The organism is Variovorax multivorans (assembly GCF_051216835.1).
In the GTDB taxonomy this organism is placed as follows: Bacteria; Pseudomonadota; Gammaproteobacteria; order Burkholderiales; family Burkholderiaceae_C; genus Variovorax.
The window spans coordinates 320,941-341,452 of the sequence record NZ_JBPJZL010000004.1 but is presented as its reverse complement, the minus strand read 5'-3'; the positions used below and the strand labels follow the sequence as shown (position 1 = coordinate 341,452).

At 65.2% G+C, this 20,512-nt stretch carries 19 protein-coding genes; 13 read left to right on the top strand and 6 right to left on the bottom strand.

Translation table 11 applies throughout. From position 1 onward, the window contains the following. Positions 1 to 102: 102 nt before the first annotated feature. From ACSFCA_RS11865 to ACSFCA_RS11850, 4 genes are read right to left on the bottom strand one after another with little or no spacing between them, the layout of a single operon-like run. Complete coding sequence (locus tag ACSFCA_RS11865) at positions 103 to 855, bottom strand: LamB/YcsF family protein (protein ID WP_258349764.1); 753 nt, start codon at positions 853 to 855, stop codon at positions 103 to 105. Between the two features lie 51 nt (positions 856 to 906). Next, positions 907 to 1,920, bottom strand: a complete 1,014-nt coding sequence (locus ACSFCA_RS11860; protein WP_435459636.1) for a 5-oxoprolinase subunit C family protein — start codon at positions 1,918 to 1,920, stop codon at positions 907 to 909. Then, entirely contained in the window at positions 1,917 to 2,681 is a 765-nt protein-coding gene (pxpB, locus tag ACSFCA_RS11855; RefSeq protein WP_435459635.1) for a 5-oxoprolinase subunit PxpB, read from the bottom strand. The genes ACSFCA_RS11860 and pxpB overlap by 4 nt, the downstream gene beginning before the upstream one ends. 35 nt (positions 2,682 to 2,716) lie before the next feature. Further along, positions 2,717 to 3,646 carry a LysR family transcriptional regulator gene (locus ACSFCA_RS11850; protein WP_435459634.1) on the bottom strand — a complete coding sequence of 310 codons (930 nt, stop codon included), beginning with the start codon at positions 3,644 to 3,646 and terminating at the stop codon, positions 2,717 to 2,719. Between the two features lie 169 nt (positions 3,647 to 3,815). On the opposite strand from ACSFCA_RS11850, the gene ACSFCA_RS11845 reads away from it, so the two are divergent. The 7 genes from ACSFCA_RS11845 to ACSFCA_RS11815 are packed head-to-tail and all read left to right on the top strand — an operon-like array spanning position 3,816 to position 10,269. Continuing rightward, positions 3,816 to 4,604 carry a putative hydro-lyase gene (locus ACSFCA_RS11845; protein ID WP_435459633.1) on the top strand — a complete coding sequence of 263 codons (789 nt, stop codon included), beginning with the start codon at positions 3,816 to 3,818 and terminating at the stop codon, positions 4,602 to 4,604. A 59-nt stretch (positions 4,605 to 4,663) separates the two neighbouring features. Beyond that, entirely contained in the window at positions 4,664 to 5,911 is a 1,248-nt protein-coding gene (locus ACSFCA_RS11840) for an ABC transporter substrate-binding protein (protein ID WP_258349768.1), read from the top strand. Further along, a complete protein-coding gene (locus ACSFCA_RS11835; RefSeq protein WP_093051966.1) occupies positions 5,908 to 6,786 on the top strand; it encodes a branched-chain amino acid ABC transporter permease in 879 nt (292 codons plus the stop codon). The genes ACSFCA_RS11840 and ACSFCA_RS11835 overlap by 4 nt, the downstream gene beginning before the upstream one ends. A 5-nt stretch (positions 6,787 to 6,791) precedes the next feature. Continuing rightward, positions 6,792 to 7,826, top strand: a complete 1,035-nt coding sequence (locus ACSFCA_RS11830) for a branched-chain amino acid ABC transporter permease (RefSeq protein ID WP_258349770.1) — start codon at positions 6,792 to 6,794, stop codon at positions 7,824 to 7,826. Next, positions 7,823 to 8,554, top strand: a complete 732-nt coding sequence (locus ACSFCA_RS11825; protein ID WP_258349771.1) for an ABC transporter ATP-binding protein — start codon at positions 7,823 to 7,825, stop codon at positions 8,552 to 8,554. The genes ACSFCA_RS11830 and ACSFCA_RS11825 overlap by 4 nt, the downstream gene beginning before the upstream one ends. Continuing rightward, on the top strand, positions 8,544 to 9,251 hold the full coding sequence (locus ACSFCA_RS11820; RefSeq protein ID WP_093051974.1) for an ABC transporter ATP-binding protein: 708 nt from the start codon (positions 8,544 to 8,546) through the stop codon (positions 9,249 to 9,251). The genes ACSFCA_RS11825 and ACSFCA_RS11820 overlap by 11 nt, the downstream gene beginning before the upstream one ends. Positions 9,252 to 9,282: 31 nt before the next feature. Then, positions 9,283 to 10,269: a TRAP transporter substrate-binding protein gene (locus ACSFCA_RS11815; RefSeq protein ID WP_258349773.1), complete on the top strand. Its 987-nt coding sequence runs from the start codon at positions 9,283 to 9,285 to the stop codon at positions 10,267 to 10,269. Here ACSFCA_RS11815 and ACSFCA_RS11810 read toward each other — a convergent pair. After that, positions 10,251 to 11,171, bottom strand: a complete 921-nt coding sequence (locus tag ACSFCA_RS11810) for a LysR substrate-binding domain-containing protein (protein ID WP_435459632.1) — start codon at positions 11,169 to 11,171, stop codon at positions 10,251 to 10,253. The two genes, ACSFCA_RS11815 and ACSFCA_RS11810, sit on opposite strands and share 19 nt — an antisense overlap. 70 nt (positions 11,172 to 11,241) lie before the next feature. Between ACSFCA_RS11810 and ACSFCA_RS11805 the strand changes: the two genes are divergently transcribed. Genes ACSFCA_RS11805 through ACSFCA_RS11785 form a run of 5 tightly spaced genes read left to right on the top strand, consistent with a single transcriptional unit; the run spans position 11,242 to position 14,946 of the window. Continuing rightward, on the top strand, positions 11,242 to 12,081 hold the full coding sequence (locus ACSFCA_RS11805) for an amidohydrolase family protein (RefSeq protein ID WP_435459631.1): 840 nt from the start codon (positions 11,242 to 11,244) through the stop codon (positions 12,079 to 12,081). Next, complete coding sequence (locus ACSFCA_RS11800) at positions 12,078 to 12,878, top strand: SDR family NAD(P)-dependent oxidoreductase (protein ID WP_435459630.1); 801 nt, start codon at positions 12,078 to 12,080, stop codon at positions 12,876 to 12,878. The genes ACSFCA_RS11805 and ACSFCA_RS11800 overlap by 4 nt, the downstream gene beginning before the upstream one ends. Before the next feature lie 33 nt (positions 12,879 to 12,911). Then, complete coding sequence (locus ACSFCA_RS11795; RefSeq protein ID WP_435459629.1) at positions 12,912 to 13,871, top strand: Bug family tripartite tricarboxylate transporter substrate binding protein; 960 nt, start codon at positions 12,912 to 12,914, stop codon at positions 13,869 to 13,871. Beyond that, entirely contained in the window at positions 13,871 to 14,398 is a 528-nt protein-coding gene (locus tag ACSFCA_RS11790; protein ID WP_435459628.1) for a carboxymuconolactone decarboxylase family protein, read from the top strand. Before ACSFCA_RS11795 ends, ACSFCA_RS11790 begins: the two co-directional genes overlap by 1 nt. 14 nt (positions 14,399 to 14,412) lie before the next feature. Further along, a complete protein-coding gene (locus ACSFCA_RS11785) occupies positions 14,413 to 14,946 on the top strand; it encodes a hypothetical protein (RefSeq protein WP_435459627.1) in 534 nt (177 codons plus the stop codon). Positions 14,947 to 14,967: 21 nt separating this feature from the next. Here ACSFCA_RS11785 and ACSFCA_RS11780 read toward each other — a convergent pair whose 3' ends face one another. Beyond that, positions 14,968 to 15,621 (bottom strand): hypothetical protein, encoded by a 654-nt coding sequence (locus tag ACSFCA_RS11780; RefSeq protein ID WP_435459626.1) that lies wholly within the window; start codon positions 15,619 to 15,621, stop codon positions 14,968 to 14,970. Between the two features lie 448 nt (positions 15,622 to 16,069). Between ACSFCA_RS11780 and ACSFCA_RS11775 the strand changes: the two genes are divergently transcribed. Beyond that, positions 16,070 to 20,512: an RHS repeat-associated core domain-containing protein gene (locus ACSFCA_RS11775; protein ID WP_435459625.1), complete on the top strand. Its 4,443-nt coding sequence runs from the start codon at positions 16,070 to 16,072 to the stop codon at positions 20,510 to 20,512.

Here is a 20,512-nt window from a genome sequence, read left to right as displayed (position 1 = left end):
AGTCTGCAGGTGGTGGCTCCACGCGCGTCACGTCCAGGGTCGCGCCGGCCAGACAGCACCGCATGGTGAGACTTGCATGACGTGCGTGCAGTAAAAAAACGATCAGGTGCGCGCGATGGCGATACCGTCGGCCAGCAACGCCTCGCGGATCCGCCGGGCGAACACGACGGCGCCGGGCTGGTCGCCGTGAAGGCAAAGGGTGTCGGCGGTCACTGGCACATCGACGCCGTTCACGGAGCGAACGACACCTTCGAGCACCATGCGCCGTACCTGCGCGATGGCCTGTTCGACGTCCTCGATCATGGCGCCCGGCTGCGAGCGCGGTGTGAGCGTGCCGTCGTCCTGATAGCTGCGGTCTGCGAAGACCTCGGAGCACACCGCCAGGCCCTTGTCACGCGCGGCCTGGGCCATGTTCCTGTTCGCCACGAAGAGCTGCAGCGTCGGATCGAAATCGAACACCGCCTGTGCCACCGCTTCGGCGAGCGCCGGCTGCCGCACGGTCATGTTGTAGAGGGCCCCGTGCGTCTTCACGTGGTGCAGCGATGCGCCCTGGGACCGTGCAAAGCCCTGCAGCGCACCGACCTGGTAGATCACCAATGCGTAGACCTCGGCCGGAGACATGTCCATCGCGCGTCGTCCGAAACCCTGGCGATCAGGCAGTCCCGGATGGGCGCCCAGCGCCACGCCGTTGGCAATGGCGGCCCGCACTGTCTTCAGCATGGTGTCGGGGTCGCTCGCATGAAAGCCGCAGGCGATGTTCGCGGAGGTCACGTGCGGGAGGATCTCGAGGTCCTGCCCCATGACCCAGGGGCCGAAGCTCTCGCCCATGTCGCAGTTGATGTCGATCGATGGCATGGCTGTGTTTCCTTGTTCCTTGTGGGTGGGGGCGTGCGGTTCGATGCGGGCTCAGGCGAGCGCGTGCGCGGCCATCTCCCGCACCAGCGCCAGCCGGTCTTCGAGATCGAGCCACGCCTGCTCGGCCGCCCGCTGGGCCACCGGAGTGAAGCGGATGGACGCGCCCGGAAGCGCCTGGGCCAGGCGGGGCAGATCGGCACTCGCGACATAGGCAATCTTGGGATAGCCGCCCGCGCTTTGGCGGTCGGCCATCAGCACGATCGGCTGGCCGTCGGGCGGCACTTGCACCGTGCCGAAACTCGTGGCCTCCGAAATCATCTCCAGCGGCTGCGTGAGCTGCAGGCCGGGGCCTTCGAGCCGGTAGCCCATGCGGTTGGATCGCGACGAGATCGCGAAGGGCTGGCTGACAAAACGCTCCCTCGCCTCGGCAGAGAAGGCGCTCCACTGCGGCCCCGGTATGAAGCGAACGCCTTCGGGCGATCCGTCCGGCAGTTCGGTTCCGATGCGCGCTGCCGCCACGAACGGCAAGCCGCTCTGCACCAGGATGCGCTCGAGCACCAATGTGGGCGCATCCGGGTCCGACGGAGCGAGCGGCACCCGGTCGTTCTTGCGCAGCGCCCGCCCCTCGTGACCGCCGAAGTTTCCGGGCAGGTACGTGCTGCGACTGCCGAGCACGGGCGTCGTCGCGAAGCCGCCGCGCACCGCCAGATACATCCGGGCGCCGCTGCTGCGCTCGCCGAAAGCCAGCGTCACGCCGCGGCGCAGCAGCACGGCGCAACCCATGGGAACGGGCCGGTCCCCCGCGGTGATGCGGACCTGCGCACCGCAGACCGCCAGCAGCGTGTCCCGACTGAACTGAACGGCGGGGCCGGTCAGCGTGCATTCGAGCACGGCCGCATCGTCGGCATTGCCGACCAGCATATTGGCAACCCGGTGCGACCACTCGTCCATGGCACCCGTGACTGGCACGCCATGGTGCTGGTGGCCCAGGCGCCCCAGGTCCTGCACCACCGAGAACATGCCCGGCTGCAGAACCTGCATGTGCGCGAACGGGCCCCGGGTCATGACCGGGGCTCCTGCATCTGCGCGAATTGCGAAGGCGAGATCGGATGGAAGCGCACCCGGGCGCCGGGCTGCATCCGCGTCGGCGGGGTCTTCGTCACATCGAACATGCTCCAAGGGGTGCGGGCGATCACGTTCCAGCCGCCGGGCAGCGCCGTCTGGTAGATGGACGTGATGCCGTTGGCGATGGCGACCGACCCTGCCTCCACGAGCAGGCGCGGCGTCGCGCGGCGCGGAACCTTCAGGCGGGGATCGACCGGACCGAAGAACGGGTTGCCCGGCGAGAAGAAGTAGACGTAGAGCGACATCGGCGTCGCGGAATGCAGCCCCACGACTTCATCAGCCGTGAGGCCGCAGCGCCGGGCCACATCTTCCAGGTCGGGGCCGTATTCGCCGCCATAGCAGGCGGGGATGTCGATCACCTGGTCGTTCACTGGCAGCGCGGGAATGTCAGCGCCCAGCAGCCGCTCGATGCGCCGTGCCAGCTGAAGGGACGCCGCCCCCTGGCGTCGCGCGAATGCGAGCGGCTGATAGTGCAAGGCCACAGTCGTGAACGCGGGCACCACATCGAACACGCCGGGTAATCCTGCCGATGACAGGTACGCAGTGACGTTCTGCACGGTGCGACTGGTCTCGGCGCCGACCTGATCGCCCAGGCGCACCAAGAGGCATCGATCGCCCACCGGTTCGATTTGCCAGCCCGTGAGACGGTGCGCAAACCCGCAGGCCCGACCGGGAGGAATCGTCGGAATCGCATCTTGCATGTTGGTTGAAGGTAGTTTCAAGTTGGGTATGCCAGTCAGCCGAGGTGCTGCACCCACTGGGTGCCGCAACGCCTGCAATACGCCTTGCACGCCTGTCGCGCGATGTCGGCGGTGCGCAGCACGATGGGCGTCGCATTGGGCTGGTGCGAGAGCGCCACGCCGAGTGAGGGTGGCGCGGGCAACGGCAGCACCACGAGTTCGCCACGTTCGATGTGTTCCTTGACCAGCAAGCCGGGGATGATGCCGACACCGACGCCTTCCCGCACCAGCGACACCAATGCCGCCAGCGACGGTGAACCGGAGATGCGCAGATCGCCCTGCGCCATGCCCTGGCGCGCCGCGAGCTGCTGCGCGAGATTGACCGCGGCGATGTGCGGTGTCGTGCCGCGCACCTGCGTCAGCAACTGGTGCGAGAGTGTCTTGCGCAGGGCATCGCGCTTGGGGATGAGCCCGCGCCTGGCGATCCAGTGGATCGGCAGCGACATCAGGTCTTCCATGACCGAATAACTGCTGCCGACCTCGTTGCTCACCCGCAGGATGAAGTCCAGGGTGCCCCGCATCAACTGGTCGGCCAAGTCGACAGTGAGGTCGACCGTGAGATCGACTTCGACCTGCGGCAGTTGGGTCCGCATTGCTTTCATGAAGTCGGGCAACCAGGTGTGCACGGCCGTCTCGAGCACGCCGACGCGGATGCGGCCACCGATCGCGCTGCCGCTTGCCGCAGCAGCCTGGATGGCGCGCGTTGCCTCCAGCACACCTTCGGCATGGCGCAGCAGGCGCGCGCCATCCGGCGTGATGCGCATGGTCTTGTGGTCGTAGTCGAACAGCGTGACGCCCAGTTCCTCCTCGAGACTGCGCACACGCATCGAGATGGTCCCGGGCGTGGCATTGAGGTGCTCCGCCACGCGGCGCACGCTGCAGATGCGGGCCAGCATCACGAAGGTCTCGATGAATTTGGTGTTCACTTGCTCCTGATCCAGTGCGCGAGCGCACTACGTTGCAGCCTCATTCCCCGGTGTGGGGCGCGCGCTGTTCAATTTCTCTGAACAGTGCCCGCGCAAATTCCTCGATGGACGCGGTGCACTGCGATTTCTACAGTAAGCAAATTCCTTGCTCACTTCCCTCGAGAACCCGATGAACTCCACGATCTGGATGAATCCCGCCGATCTGCGCCGCGAGATCCGGGAAGGCCGCTTCAGGGGCCCGACCGCAGGCCACAGCCCTGGCTACACACAGGGCAACCTGGCGATCCTGCCGCGCGAATTCGCCGAAGAGTTCCTGCGCTTTTGCCGCCTCAATCCGAAGGCCTGCCCGGTGATCGGCGTCAGCGAGCCCGGCGACTGGCGCGTGCCCGAGCTTGGCGAGGTAGACCTGCGCACCGATGCGCCGGCGTACTGCGTGTTCCGCGACGGCGAGCCGGCCGGCGAAGTGCTCGACCTGCGCGAACTGTGGACCACCGGCATGGTCGGCTTCGTCATCGGATGCTCGATGTCCTTCGAAGAAGCCTTGCTGGAGGCCGGACTGCCGATACGCCACATCGAGCAGGCCACCACTGTGCCGATGTACGACACCAGCATCGCCAACGTGCCGAGCGGTCGCTTCGGCGGCACGATGGTCGTGAGCATGCGGCCGATGACGCCGCAGCAGGCCATCCGGGCGATCCAGATCACGTCGCGCTTTCCTGGCGTGCACGGCGCGCCGGTGCATTTCGGCGACCCGGCGGCCATCGGCATCCGGGACATCGAGCAGCCCGACTACGGCGAGCGCTCCGAGATCCGACCCGGCGAACTGCCGGTGTTCTGGGCCTGCGGCGTGACGCCGCAACGCGCAATTCGCACAGCGCGCCCGAAACTTGCAATCACCCACAAACCTGGGCAGATGCTGGTCTCGGACATCCGCAACAGCCAGCTCGCGGTTTTCTGACCCTTCATCGCTTTCACGCTTCCTCCCCGATTCACCCCTGCAGTACCGGAGATTCATTCATGAAACGCAGACAAGCCCTCATTGGCATTGCCGGCACCGTGGCATTGAACGGCGCCTTCACCCAGGCCCTGGCCCAGAAAGGCGAGGTCGTCATCGGCGTGATCTACCCGTTGACGGGGTCCAGCGCGCAGGTCGGCGTGGACAGCAAGCACGCGATCGACACCGCACTTGAAATCATCAACACCGCCAGCACGCTCGACCTGCCTGGCGCCAAAAATGCTGGCCTTGCTGGCCTGGGGAACGCAAAGGTACGGGTGGTCTACGCCGACCACCAGGGCGACCCGCAAAAGGGCCGCTCCGAGGCAGAACGCCTGATCACGCAGGAAAACGTCTGCACCATCGTGGGTGCATTCCACTCGGCCGTCTCCGCCACGGTGAGCGCCACCTGCGAACGCTACGAGGTGCCCTATCTCTGTGCCGATTCTTCTTCCCCGAGCCTGAGCCGGCGCGGCCTGAAGTACTTCTTTCGCACCTCCGCGCATGACGAGATGTTCAGCGAGGCCATGTTCGATTTCATGGACGCGATGAAGAGCAAGGGCAAGCCGATCGGCAGCGTCGGCATCTTCTACGAAGACACCATCTTCGGCACCGACTCGTCCGCCGTGCAGCGCAAGCTGGCCAACGAGCGGGGCTACAAGATCGCCTGCGACATCAAGTACCGCGCCAACTCGCCCTCGCTGAGCGCCGAGGCGCAGCAGATCAAGACGGCCAACCCCGACGTCCTGCTGCCCTCCAGCTACACCAGCGACGCAATCCTGCTGACCAATGCGATGGCGTCGATCGGCTACAAGCCGAAGAACCTCGTGACGCAAGCGGCCGGATATATCGAGAAGCCCACGCTCGAATCGGTGGGCGACAAGCTCCAGGGCATGATCTCGCGCGCCAGCTTCTCCGCTGACATGGGCGACAAGCGGCCGTCGGCCAAGGCTGTGAATGACATGTTCAAGGCGCGCGCCGGACGCGACCTCAACGACCAGACCTCGCGGGTATTCACCGCGATGATGGTGCTGGCGGAGGCCATAGACCGCGCCAAATCCGTCGAGCCGAAGAAGATCCGCGAAGCGCTGGTTGCCACCGACATTCCCGGCGAGAAAACCATCATGCCGTGGAAGCGCGTGAAGTTCGACGCCACGGGCCAGAACACATTTGCCAGCCCTGTGCTGATCCAGTTCAAGGCAGGCAAGTTCTCGACGGTGTTTCCGTTCGAAGTCGCAACCGCGACGCCGGTCTGGCCGATGAACCCATGACCGCCTCCGCCCTGCCGCAGATCCTGGCCACCGGCTTGTTGATGGGGCTGATCTACGCCCTCATCGCCGCCGGGCTCTCGCTCATCTTCGGGCTGATGGACGTGGTGAACTTCGCCCACGGCGAGTTCCTCATGCTCGCCATGTACGCGACCTTCGGCTTCGCGGTGTTCGCGCACCTCGATCCGGTGCTTTCGCTGCCGCTGGTGGCGGCCGTCATGTTCATCGTCGGCGCGAGCGTTTATGCGGGCGTGGTGCGGCATGCCATGCGCTCCAAGGTCAACACGGGCATGGTCCAGATCTTCTCGACCTTCGGCCTGGCGACGCTGATCCAGGGCGGTGCGCAATTCTTCTTCACACCGGACTTCCGCAATGTCGACCACACCTGGCTCAGCGCGAAGACGCTCGACCTCGGCGGCATCTTCCTGCCCTGGTCGCAGATCTTCGGCGGCCTCATCTCGCTGGTCGCCTTCGGCGGCCTGTACCTGATGATGACGCGCACCGACTTCGGCCGGGCGCTGGAGGCCACGCGCGAGGACAAGGGCGCGGTGGCGCTGGTCGGCATCGACAGCAACCGCGTGTTCGCGCTCGGCTGGGGCCTGGGTGCGGCGCTGGTCGGCGTGGCGGGCGCGGTGCTCGCGACCTCGTACGCCATTCATCCCCAGGTGGGAGCCGGCTTTGCGACCATTGCCTACATCACCGTCGCGCTCGGCGGCTTCGGCAGCGTGTTCGGCGCGCTTGTCGCAGGCATCGTCGTCGGGCTGGTCGAAGCCCTGACCGCCAACATCCTGCCGCCGGCCATGAAATCGATGGGCATCTACGCGCTCTATCTGGTCGTCATTTTTCTTCGCCCGCAGGGGCTGTTCGGGAAGCTTTGATGTCCATGTCCATCCCATCTTCCCCTGCGGCCGTGTCGCCTTCTTCAACGCCTTCGCTGGCCGGCGTCACCCGGCATCGGCGCCGCCAACTCATCGAGGCAGTGGTGGTGTTCGCACTCATCGCCCTGCTTCCCCTGCTGGTGAAGAACGCCTACCTGCGCAACGTGATCGTGCTGACGCTGATGTACGCCGCCCTCGCCCAGAGCTGGAATATTCTCGGCGGCTACTGCGGCCAGATCTCGCTCGGCCACGCGCTGTACTTCGGCGTTGGCGCGTATGCGGTCAGCAAGCTCTACGTGAGCTACGGCGTACTGCCCTGGTTCGGCATGCTCGCCGGTGGCGGGCTGGCGGTGTTGCTGGCCCTGGCGCTCGGCTACGGCACCTTCCGGCTGAAGGGCCACTACTTCTCGATCGCGACCCTGGTGATCGCCGAGATGGGGCTGCTGATCGTCCACAACTGGGACTGGCTCGGCGGCGCCACGGGCATCCAGTGGCCCTTCGGCCCTGACAGCTGGGCCACGCTGCAGTTTGCGCGCGACAAGACGCCCTACATCTTCTTCGCGCTCGGGCTGCTCGTCGTGACCTGGCTGCTGACCTTCTTCATCGAAGGCTCGAAATGGGGCTACTGGTGGCGCGCCGTGAAGGACCATCCCGAAGCCGCCGAAAGCCTCGGCGTGACCGTGTTCCGATCCAAGATGGCGGCCGCCGCGCTGTCGGCCTTCTTCACCGCGATTGGCGGCGGCTTCTATGCGGCCTTCGTGTCCTATGTCGATCCCGACAGCGTGATGCACTTCCGGTTCTCGCTGCTGATGGTGCTGCCCGTGGTGCTCGGCGGCATCGGCACGCTGTGGGGGCCGATCCTCGGCGCTGCGATCCTCGTGCCGCTCTCGGAGTTCACGCGCAGCTACGTCGGCGGCTCCGGTGGCGGCCTCGACCTGATGCTGTACGGCGGCCTCGTCATGGCTGTGGCGCTGCTCAAGCCCGAAGGGCTGATCAAGCTGTTCGCCAGGAAGACCCGGATCCGGGAGGCTGCACGATGAGCATCGACATTCTTCTGGAGACGATCGACGTCACGCGCCGCTTCGGCGGCCTCGTCGCGAACCGGGACGTGAGCATCCGCGTGCACCGGGGCGAGATCCTCGGGCTGATCGGGCCCAACGGCGCGGGCAAGTCGACCCTGTTCAACCTGATCGCCGGCGCCTATCTGCCGACCTCGGGCAGCATCCGCTTCGACGGCCGCGACATCACCGAACTGCCGGCCACGCGCCGCTGCGCGCTCGGCATTGCGCGCACCTACCAGGTCCCGCGCTCCTTCGATTCCATGACGGTGCTGGAGAACGTGATGGTCGGCGGCTTCGTGCGCCACGCCTCATCGAAGGCGGCTCGCCTGGCGGCACTGCAGGTGCTCGACTTCACCGGCCTTTCGCGCACGGCCGGCACCCTCACCGGCGAACTCACGCCACCCGAGAAGCGTCGCCTGGAGGTTGCACGGGCGCTGGCCACCGAACCCAAGCTGCTGCTGCTCGACGAAGTGCTCACGGGCCTCACGCCGAGCGAGGCGCAATTGGGCGTCGAACTGATCCGGCGCGTGCGCGACGCGGGCATCACCGTGGTCATGGTCGAGCATGTGATGCAGATCGTGATGCCGCTGGTCGACCGCGCCATCGTCCTCAACCTCGGCACCGTCCTCGCCAGCGGTAGCCCCGCTGACGTCGTGCGCGACCCGGCGGTGATCTCCGCCTACCTGGGAACACGCCATGCTGCTTGAAGTCAATGGCCTGACCACGGCTTATGCCGGCATGGTCGCCATCGCCGATATCTCGGTGTCCGTGAACGAAGGCGAGATCGTCGTCGTGGCCGGTGCCAACGGCGCCGGCAAGTCGACCCTGCTCCAGTCGATTGCCGGGCTGGTCAAGACGCAGTCGGGCCAGGTCCGCTTCGCCGGCGAGGCCATCGATGCCCTGCCCGGCCACCAGATCGCCGCACGCGGGCTGGCGTTCGTTCCCGAGAGCCGGCGGCTGTTTCCGCGCCTGTCGGTGGAAGACAACCTGCGCCTGGGCAGCTACCTGCATCGCAAGAAGGCAGACCGCGACGCACCGCTGGCCCAGGTGTTCACGCTGTTTCCGCGGCTGAAGGAGCGCCTGAAGCAACGGGCGGAGACGCTGTCGGGTGGCGAGCAGCAGATGCTGGCCATCGGCCGCGCCTTGATGACGCGACCGCGTCTTCTGATGCTGGACGAACCCTCGCAAGGAATCATGCCCAAGCTGGTCGACGAAATCTTCGAGGCCGTCCTGACGATTCGCAAGGCTGGCGTGACTGTGCTTCTGGTCGAGCAGCGCCTGGCTGAAAGCCTGGAGATCGCGGAGCGTGCCTACGTGCTGCAGACAGGCCGACTGATGCTGTCGGGCAAGGCAGCCGAGGTGCGCGACAACCCCGAAGTACGTCGCGTGTATCTGGGCATGTGACCCTTCTTCGCAGCATCAACCGAGGCCATAAATGAACCATCGAGTCACTCGTCGTACCTTTACCCTGCTGGCGTGCGGCGCGGGGGCTCTTTCCACCGCACGCGGTGCAACTGTTTGGCGGATCGCAACGGGATACCCGTTGGAGAACTTTCACACGGCCAATCTCATTGCGATGGCCAAGGATGTTGAGCTCGCGACGCAGGGGCAGCTTCATATCGACGTCTATCCCAAGAACTCCCTCTATGCGCTGAACGCCATTCAGTCCGCCGTGCAGGACGGAAAAGTCGAAGCTGGCGAAGTCATCATGAGCAGTCTTGTCGCCGACCTTCCGATCGCGGGCGCAGATTCGGTTCCATTCATCACCGACAGCTATGCCGATGCACTTCGGCTCTGGCGAATTCAGCGTCCCCTGATCGAGAAAGCCTTCGCAAGTCGGGGATTGGAAGTTCTTTATGCCGTGCCGTGGCCACCGCAAGGCTTGTACTCGACCCGACCGCTTGGCGGATTGGGGGACATGCGTGGCATGCGAATGCGCACATTCAACGCAAACACCGCAAAGATCGCAACGCTCATGGGCACCGAAGCCGTCGATGTTCCGGCTACCGAACTCAACAAGGCACTCGCTGATGGACGCATCGACTGCATGATGACGTCTGCCGTGACTGGAGTGGAAAGCCGTGCATGGCAGTCCATGCACTACTTCTACGAAATCAATGCGTTCTTTCCCAAGAACATCGTGTTTGCCAACAAGAAGGCATGGGACGCCATTGGCGCCCCATTGCGCGAGGCATTGAAGAACGCGAGCGCAGCGGCAGAACTTCGCGGATGGTCCAACAGCACATCGGTTGCCGCTCAGTCCCTGGAAGAATTGAAGCGAAACGGCATGAAGATCGAATCACCTTCCTATTTGTTCGGTCGAGACGTCAAGCGTCTCGGGGAACGTTTTTCGCTGGATTGGGTGAAGCAAGTGGGCGTATCCGCCAACGATGTCTTCATTCCCTATTTCGACAAGCGATAGATATCTCCCAGATCCGTCTCGCGACGCCGGAAATCCAGCTCCTGAAGAACTTCTGCCGTACCGCGGACGAGACGGGTGGCCGGACGCGCGGTTGGTGTTGCAAGCACCAACGCATTCCAGATGCCGGGCGGCCCGATCGGCGCCCGCGGCAGTGCTTCGCCACCGGGCGCACCCAGGGCGCTCTCCGGAAGAATCGTGCACCCGACCCCGGTTGCAACGAGCGCAAGCACGGTGTGGACAGCCCCCACCTCTGCAAGCACCTGGAGCTCGATGCGACGCGGGCCAAGCACGGAGTCGAGCAGGTGCCGGATTGCGTTTGGCGCGCTGGGCAGCACCATCGGGTAGTTCGCAAGTGCCGCCAGGCCGACGCGTGCCGGCAGCTTGCTCTTGGGCGGCGCGACCAGCAATAGCTTTTCGCGCATCAAGGGCTGAAAGCTCAGCTGGGGCGAAGCGGCGGGATCGAACAGCAGCGCCAGATCCAGCCGCCCCGCGATCAGGGATTCGCGCAGTGCGACGCTCAGGCCTTCGAGGATGGTGATGACTGCGCGCGGAAACCTCTCACGGAACTGCTGGATCAGGGGCGTGCTCAAGCCCAGGGCCACCCGCGGCGGCATGCCGACCACGATACGGCCACCAGGACTCTCGTCCAGTTCCTGCAATTCGTCGCGGGCACGACGGGAGATGTCCAGCATCGCGCGTGCGTGAACGAGCAGCGCAGCGCCTGCATCCGTCGTGGTCACGCCGCGTCCGGTTCTCACCAGCAAGCGTTGCCCGAGATCTGCCTCCAGCAAGGCGATCTGCCTGCTCAGGCTGGGCTGCGCCAGGTTGAGCGCCACGGCGCCCCGGCTGAAGCTCCCCGCATCGGCCACGGTGACGAAATACAGAAGCTGACGTAACTCCATAGGAATTCAGCATAGCTGATATAGGCATGCTGTCCTTACGCCGGTTGCTATCGATGGGGAAACTGCCTGCATGACCTCCCCCCTTCCCCCAGGCGCCTGCAACGCCCACTGTCATGTGTTCGGGCCCGGCGCGCGCTTCCCTTACGCCCCGGATGCCGCCTTCGTTCCCGAAGCAGATGCGCCGAAGGAAGCCCTGTACGCGCTGAACGACCGCCTCGGCCTGCAACGCTGCGTGGTCGTGCAGTCGACCTGCCACGGCTTCGACAACCGCGCCGCCGAGGACGCAGTTGCGTCGCGGCCCTCGAACTACCGCGCGATCGCCCTGCTGCCGACCGACGTCGACGACGCAGAGCTCGAGCGGCTCCACGCCGCGGGCTTTCGTGGCGTCCGCTTCAACTTCATGGGCCACCTCGGCCGGCACGCGGACATGGAGGACGTCCTGTCGTTGGCGGGCCGCTTCGCGCCGCTTGGCTGGCATCTGCAGATTCACGGCGATCCCGCGCTGCTCACGAACCTGGCGCCCGCGCTGCGTCGCTCGCCCACGCCGGTGGTCATCGACCACATCGGGCGCATCGACGCGGCGCTGGGTCTTGACCAACCGGACTTTCGGGCGCTGCTGCGGCTGATGGCGGATGAGCGCTTCTGGGTCAAGGTGAGCGGCATGGACCGCATCACGCGGCTGGGCCCGCCCTACGCCGACGCCCAGCCCTTTGCCCGAACGCTGGTCGCCGAGTTCGGCGACCGGGTCGTATGGGGCAACGATTGGCCTCACCCGAACCACGCCGGCCCCATTCCCGACGAGCAGCAACTCGTCGACCTCATTGCCGAGATCGCCCCGACGGAATCTGCGCGCCACGCGCTGCTGGTCGGCAATCCGGAACGCCTTTATCAGTTTGGAGACAGGCCATGAGCCTTCGATTCGAGAATAAGGTAGCCATCGTGACCGGCGCCGGTTGCGTCGGCGCCGGCTGGGGCAATGGCCGAGCCATCGCCGTGCGCCTCGCCCAGGAGGGCGCCAGGGTCCTGGCGGTCGATCGCGACCGTGCCCGGCTCGACGAGACGCTCGAGTTGGCCGGCGACGTCCGCGCGTCGATCACGCCATGGGTCTGCGACGTCACGAACAGCGAGAGCGTGGCGGCCATGGCGGCCGCGTGTCTGGACACGTACGGGACGATCGACGTCCTCGTCAACAACGTGGGTGGGTCCGCGGCGGGCGGGCCGGTGGAGTTGGCCGAAGAAGCATGGGATCTGCAGGTCGACACCAACCTCAAGAGCGTGTTCCTGACCTGCAAGCATGTGCTTCCCACGATGCTGGCGAAAGGCGCGGGTTCGATCGTCAACATCTCCTCGACTTCCGGCCTGCGCTGGACCGGCAGTGCGCAGGTGGCGTACGCCGCGACCAAGGCCGGCGTCATCCAGATGTCGCGCGTGATCGCGGTCCAGCACGCGGCCAAGGGGGTCCGGGTCAACAGCGTCGTGCCGGGGCAGCTGCACACGCCGATGGTCGAAACACGCCTGGCTAAGCAGCGCGCGGGTGGTGACGTCGACGCACTGCTGGCCCAGCGCCAGAAACGCATTCCACTCGGTTTCATGGGCGACGGCCGGGATACGGCGAGCGCGGTACTGTTCCTGGCCAGCGACGAGGCCCGGTTCATCACCGGCACAGAATTGATCGTCGACGGCGGCATGACCGCGCGCTGCGACTGAGATTCGAGCTACCCCAAAAAAACGGAGACATTCATGACCATCCAACGCATCCTGCTCACGGCAGCATTTGCCATGGCGCTGGCGCCAGCTGTCCATGCACAGCCGAAGACGACGCGGATCGTCGTTTCCTTCACCTCCGGGGGACCTGTCGACTCGGTCGCCCGGATCCTCTCCGAACAGCTCGGCAAGGAGTTGGGCCGCACGGTCATCGTCGACAACAAGCCCGGCGCCAACGGCGCGATCGGCGCCGTCGATGTCATGAAGTCGGCCCCGGACGGCGGCACGCTATGGTTCACCAGCGTCGGCGCGGCTGCGATCAATTCTTCGCTGTACGAGAAGCTCCCCTACGACATGCAGCGCGACTTCTCGCCGGTCTCGCTGGTCGTCAACAACGTCGAGCTGCTGGTGACCCAGCAGAGCAACCCGGCCAAGGACGCGGCCGATTTCGTGGCAGCAACGAAGAAGCGCGCCGAAGCAACGCCGATGGGCTCCTCCGGCACGGGAAGCATTCCGCATCTGGCAATCGAGCAGTTGGCCGATTCGAGCGGCGCCAGGCTGCTTCATGTCCCCTACAAGGGTGCAGCGCCGGCCATCACGGACCTGATGGGAGGCCAGATCGGCGGATTCTTCGGCGACGTGCCCGGGCTGCTTGGACATCTCCAAGGCGGACGGCTTAAGGCGCTGGGTGTGGCTTCGAGCAAGCGACACCCTTCGTTGCCGGACGTGAAGACGCTGGAAGAGCAAGGCATCAGGGGCGTCGACACCAACAACTGGTATGCGCTGTTTGCGCCTGCGAAGACGCCGCCCGAGATCGTCGAGGCGCTCAGCAAGGCGGTGCGCAACACACTGGCCAACCCGGGCGTGCGCGAGAAGTTGCTGAAGACCGGCACTGAGCCTGCCGGATCCACGCCCCAGGAACTGGCAACCATCCAGAAGCGGGACACCGAGAAGTGGGCGAAGCTGATCCACACCAAGAACATCAAGGCCGAGTGATGACGACCACCGCTATCCGCGTACCCCTCGTGCAGCCCGGCACACGCCCCGAGCTGGCAGAGATCGAGTCCCGCATCATGGCGCAGCGCGGCCGCGTGTCGCTGCTCTATCAGGTGCTCCTCAACAGCGAGCCGATCGCCTCGGGCTGGGAGCGCATGCTCACGGCGGTTCGCAACCAGACCGGCGTACCCGCCGATCTTCGCGAGCTGATGATCCTTCGGGTCGCCGTTCTCAACGGCGCCAGCTTCGAGTACGACGCGCACGTGCCGCATGCACAGAAGGCGGGCGTCAGCGCCGAGAAGATCGACGCCATCCGGCAGGAGGCGCTGTCCGGCGTGTTCGCGCCACTGGAGCGCCTGGTGCTCGAACTCACGGATGCCATGACCCGCGAGATCGTGGTTCCGGAAGAGCTCATGGGCCGGATCCAGCAGCACTTCGACCCCAAGGGCGTGGTGGAAGTCGTGGCGACAGTGGCGGCCTACAACATGGTGTCGCGCCTGCTGGTTGCCCTGAATGTCGCGCATTGAACGAGGAGCCCGGAATGCAGGATCTGTGGCTTCTCAAGTCCGACACATCCATGGTCGATCAACCGCTCGCGCCGGTCCGCACGCTGCCGCCTGGAGTTCAGCCATGGCAGGCAATGAATGGCGCTTTGGTCTATTTTTACGCGGCAGGGAACACGCCGCCGATGCTCACGCCCCAGGGTGTTGCCGGCGAGTGGAAACGGCTCGCCTGCTTGCAAGAGGTGCAGGGCGCGTCGGCCGGCCAGGTTGCTTCGCACCACTATGTTGTGGAAACGGACGTGCTTCCCGAGTTCGAGGACGACCTCAACGCCTGGTATGCGCAGGAGCACCTGCCCGGACTGGCCGCCGTGCCGGGAACCATCCGGGCGGCCCGGTACATCGACGCCACAGGCTCGCCACGCTACTACGCCTGCTACGACCTCGCGGGCGCCGAGACCCTGGGCAGCCCCCAGTGGCTGGCTGTGCGTGCAACGCCCTGGAGCTCGCGGGTTCGCCCCGCTTTCCGGAACACGGGGCGAACCATGTTTTGCCGGCTGTCGGCCGCACGCTGAGCATCGCTCGCACGCCGAAGCCTATCGCGCGGATGGCCTGGCCAGCGTAGCCAGCTTCTTCCTGGCCGCCTGCAAGAGACTGTTCCGTTCGACAGGCAGTGCCGCCTTGGTATCCCCGAGCGCGACGACCTCATGCACGGTGGTCGCGGAGAGCTTCGAGGACAACGGATCGCGCGGCGACATGCCATTGAGCCTGGTGATCGGGATGACGTGCACCTTGAGATGACGGCCCATTGTTTTCGACAACTTCTGACAAGCTGCCGTCATGGCGGCTTCGTCAGGGACCAGCCGGCCATGCACGACCAGCAGTTCCACAGTGCCTTGCGCGTCCTCTCCCAGCACGAACGCGCGCACGACCGAGTCCTTGAACCTGGAACGCAGCATGGCGCGGATCGGCTCTGCCGCGGCGAACGATTTCAGCGCGATGTTCCGCAGCTCGTTGTGAAAGACGAACGAGCGATCGACCTGAACGGTATCGGCCTGGTCTGCCTTCGCCGCCTGCCGCTTCACTATGCCGCTGCGGACGAGGTGCTCCACAGTGAGGGTGGTCTCGGCCTCCCCCAGCTTCGCTCGCCTTGCAAGCTCGCTCGTCGAGAACTGTTGATCGGGCGCCGCGTACAGGACCGTGAGGAGCTTCTGTACTTCGGGAGAGAAAAGGAAATCCGCGGCACTCATTCTTGCTTTGCTGCTGACACAAAGACCGCATTATCCAAGCGGCATGGAAGCGGTCGGCATCGGCGCTTCATCTATCGCTGGCGCAGCGCCTGAGCATGAAAAGAAAAGCGACAGCGGTCGGCATCGAGGCGGTTTCCCTGAGCGGCTTTTTTCTCCCTGGCCTCTACCAGCGCCGAACCGCTGTCGAGAGGCAGTGTGCGCGCCCCCATCGAAGCCAACGTGAAGTCTGTGCGGGAGTTCCGCGAAACGATACCAGTCGTCCTGTGAGGTGCGACCTTGAGACCTCTGATGAGGCTTCAAGGAGGTCGAAGTAATTCTTTCGATGAGCAATCACAGAAACCAGAAATGGACATTCGATTGCTTCATTGAACATGTCGTTACGCTCGTTTCCGGGCATTGCCGCACAGCGCAATGCATCCGAATTCAAAAGAATTAACGAGGGTCACGCATGCATTTCGACGCGACTGCCGCGCATGGCAGCTCCAACCATCGCCAGATCAAGCGACTCGCTCTGCAAGGCGCTGCAGTGCTCACGCTGTTGAGCATTTCCGGATGGGCTCAGGCGGCCTGCTCGCTGAGCTTCACATCGCCGAGCAAGGGCGCGAAGGTCACCTCGCCCAACATCACGGTGTTTGGGACCGGCGGCGGCGATGCCACCACCGGTGACGCCGGCACCGTGACCGCCACGCTCAACGGTTCGCCGTTCTTCAGCTACTCCGGTTCCTTCACTGCCGTCGTGTCGTTCCTCGAAGGACGTGGCGTGCCTGTCACGCTGCGTTCCGGCCCAAACTACCTGGCGGTCTCCGGCAGCGTCGGTGGATGCAGTGCGTCGGACTACATGACGGTCTACTACGACACCTCCGACGTCATTCCGCGCAAGAACAAGGGCGACGGCACCGAGCGCAACGGACCGCAGTCGTGCACCGGCAACCCCATCAACTTCGCGATGGGCAACAAGGTGCAGGAGGAAGAAGACTTCCGCAGTGCGTCCACGCACTACCCGCTCAGATTCGCACGTATCTTCAACAGCGCCGACGGCTACTGGCGCTACTCGTACGCCATGCGCCTGAGGATCAGTGCTACCGAGACCGTGCTGCTCCACGCAAATGGGCGTGAGTCGCCGTTCGCGCGCAGCGGCTCGACCATCACGCCCGATGTGGACGAGCTCGGCACGCTCACGCAAACGGGTTCCGGCTGGCTTTATGTCGACGTGGACAACACCCGGTACGAGTTCAACACCACCGGTCGCCTGACGAAGCAGACCCATCCCGATGGCTGGTATCACAGCCTCTCCTACGGCACCAATGGCTCCGTGACCGTGACGGACGGGTTCGGCAACAGCATCGGCTACACGGAAGACGCTCACTTCCAGCCGCGTTCGCTGACCACGCCCAACTTCAGCGTCGCCTACAACTACGACACCGCCAACCGGCTCACCTCCGTCACCAAGACCGCCGGCGCCAACGTGACGAGCCGCACGTACCACTACGAGAACGCCGCCAACCCGCGCTTTCTCACAGGCGTGACCGACGAACTGGGTGTGCGCTTCGCCACCTACGCCTACGACTCGCTGGGTCGCGCGACGAGCACCACGCACGCGGGCAATGCCGGGCTCACGCAGGTGGTCTACAACGCCAACGGCACGACGACCGTGACCGATCCGGTGGGCCGGGCCACGACCTATCACTACACCGTCGTCAATGGCGTGAAGCGCATCTCCCAGATCCAGGGCGAACCGGCACCCGGCTGCCCGGCCAGCAACTCGTCGTTCACCTACGACGCCCGAGGCCTGCTGTCGAGCCAGACCAATGCGACCGGCAGCGTCACCAGCTTCACCTACAACACCCGCGGCCTGGAGGCCTCTCGCACGGAAGCGCTCGGGGCGCCCGAGCAAAGAGCGATCGCCACGACCTGGGATGCCACGCTGCCGGTGCCCACCCTTATCGCCCGGACCGGCCAGGAAACCGCGTACACCTACGACACGAGCGGCAAGCTGCTCACCGAGACGATCACCGATACCGGCGGCACGTCAGGCACCGCTCGCACAAGCCAGCGGACCTACACGACCGAAGGCCTCATCCATACGTACACCGAGCCCAACAGTGCTGTCACCACCTACGCGTACGACACTCGCGGGAACGTGCAGAGCGCGACCAACGCGCTGGGCCATGTCACGACCTACGCCTACGACACGGCCAACCGCCTCACGAGCCAGACGGACCCGAACGGCCTGGTCACCACTTTCACGTGGGATGCGTACGACCGGCTCCTCACGCGCACCATTGGCACAGGACCTGGCCAGACCACGACCCTGACCTATCACCCCACCGGCACGATCGCGACGGTATCGCTGCCCGGCGGGCTGGTCACCGGCTACACATACGACACCGCGCAGCGCCTGACCGGTTGGAGCAACAACCGCGGCGAGAGCGGCACCTACACCCTCGATGCCGCCGGCAACCGGCTGACGGAGCAGACGCTCGACACGTCCGGTTCGATCGCCTGGACGACTGCGCGCACCATCAACAAGCTCAACCGCGTCGCCACCCAGACACAAGGGACCAATCAGAACGAGAGCTTCAGCTACGACGCCAGCGGCGACCGCATCGCTCAGAGCAACGGGCTGAACCAGAGCACCAGCTGGAGCCTGGACTCGCTGGCCCGCGTCAAGACCATCACCGATGCGGCCAACGCCAGTGCCGGCCTCAGCTACAACGCACTCGATGCCGTCACCCAGGCCAGCGACTTCAACGCGGTTGCCACCAGCTACAGCCGTGACGCCCTGGGCAACGCCACGGCCGAAGCCAGCGCTGACAGCGGCCCCCGCAGCAGCCAGTACGATGCGCTCGGCCTGCCCAGCCAGATCATCGATGCGCTCGGCCAGGCCACGAGCATCACGCGCGATGCGCTGGGACGTCCGACCAGCCTCGTCTTCGCCGACGGCAAGACCACGACCCTGCGCTACGACCTGAGCGCCAACAGCAAGGGGTACCTCAGCGAGATCATCGACCGCTCCGGCACCACCGAGTACACCCGCGATGCCCACGGGCGCGTCACTCTCAAGAAGCAAACCCTGGCGACAGGCGCAACTACGGGTAGCGTTCAGCAAGTTGGCTACACCTACAACACCGCCACCGGCCAGCTCGCCAGCGTCACGTACCCGGGCGGCGGCGTGCTCAGCCACTTCTACGACACGACCGGCCGCCTCGTGCAGCTCGGCTGGAACGGTGCCCCGCTGATCGATGCCGTCACCTGGAATGCCTTGGGCCAGCCCACGGGATGGAGCTGGGCCTTCACAAGCACCAGCCCGAAGCTCGCGGCCAACCGCAGCTACGACAGCGCCGCGCGTCTGACCCAGACCGAGTTCAGCAGCTACACCTACGACGCGGCCGGGCGCGTCGGCAGCCTTACGCAGAACCTGTGGGGCCCTGCCGACAGCGATCCGGCTCACAGCACCATTGCAGTGGCCGACAACACCTGGATCGTCGGTTACAGCGCGACGGGCCGCATCGTCAGCTTCACTGGTCCTGGCGACAGCGCCAGCTTCAGTTATGACGCCAACGGCAACCGGATGGCGAACACCCGGGTTCTGGCAGGCCAGACCACCAGCCGCGGCTATACCCTGGGGCCGGGCAGCAACCGCCTCGCCGGCTTCAGCCAGACCATCAACGGCACCAGCAGCACCAGCGTCGCCTATGGCTACAACGCCAACGGCGACCTGACGAGCGATGGCCTCAGAAGCTATGGCTACGACGCGGAAGGCCGCCTGGCCACGGCCACCACGGGCGCCAACGATGTCAGCCCGACCACGCGCTACGCACACAACGCCTTGGGCCAGCGCGTGTTCAAGACCGAGCCTCTGTACCCGCCCAGCCAGGGCGACGAGAACGACCCAGGCTTCTGGAACAGTCTCGTGGCGTTCTTCACCAAGCTGTGGAGCCCGACCACGACACAAGCCGAGCAGCTCGGCTTTGCCTATGTCTACGACGAACAGGGCAGCCTGATTGCGGAGGTGGGCAGCGGCGGCACGAACAGCTCGGGCGAGGCGCAGTACATCTACCTGCCGACAGCCAATGGGCCGATGCCGATCGTCGCCGTGGTCAATGGCGCCACGTATGCGGTGCACAGCGATCACCTGAACACGCCGCGCAAGCTCACCGACGCGAGCGGACAGGCAGTCTGGCAATGGGGCTACAGCGCGTTCGGAGAGGACAAGCCGACGCTGGCGAAGAACCGGTTCGCCAATCTGGAAGTGACACCGAACCCGGGCACGACCAGCATCGCAGAAGTGAAGTTCAACCTGCGGTATCCGGGGCAATACGCGGACGAGGAGTCTGGGCTGTTCTACAACTACTTCCGCAGCTATGACGCGAGGACGGGGCGGTACAGCCAGCCTGATCCGATTGGGCTGGACGGGGGGTGGAATCGGTTCGGGTATGTCGATGCGGACCCACTGAGCTTTGTCGACCCGGAGGGCTTGCGAAACGCACGCCCCGCAACTCAAGGAGGCAATGCATACAACCGGCGCCAATGGGAGCGGCATGGGCCAAAGCCTATCCAGACGCCACGAGGCGGAGGGACTCAATCGGCCTGGGAGGCTGCGGCGCAAATGCCCGTACCCGATCCGGAGGCCGGTGACTACCGATTCAGGTGTGTTCGATGGGAGTGTTCGCAGCGGTCTTGCACGCCCGGGAAGTCACCGACCGATTTCCTGCCACCGGCCTATTTCAAGGACTCGCCTCCGGAAGGTTGCCGGTGCACGCAGACAATGCTGGGGCCCGTCTTCAATCCGCCGAGCTTCGATCCGAAATCGGACTTGCCTGGGTTGGTGGACAAGTACAGAAACAGCGATGGTCAAATCCGGCGCATGCTGGATGCCATGCGCCCCTGA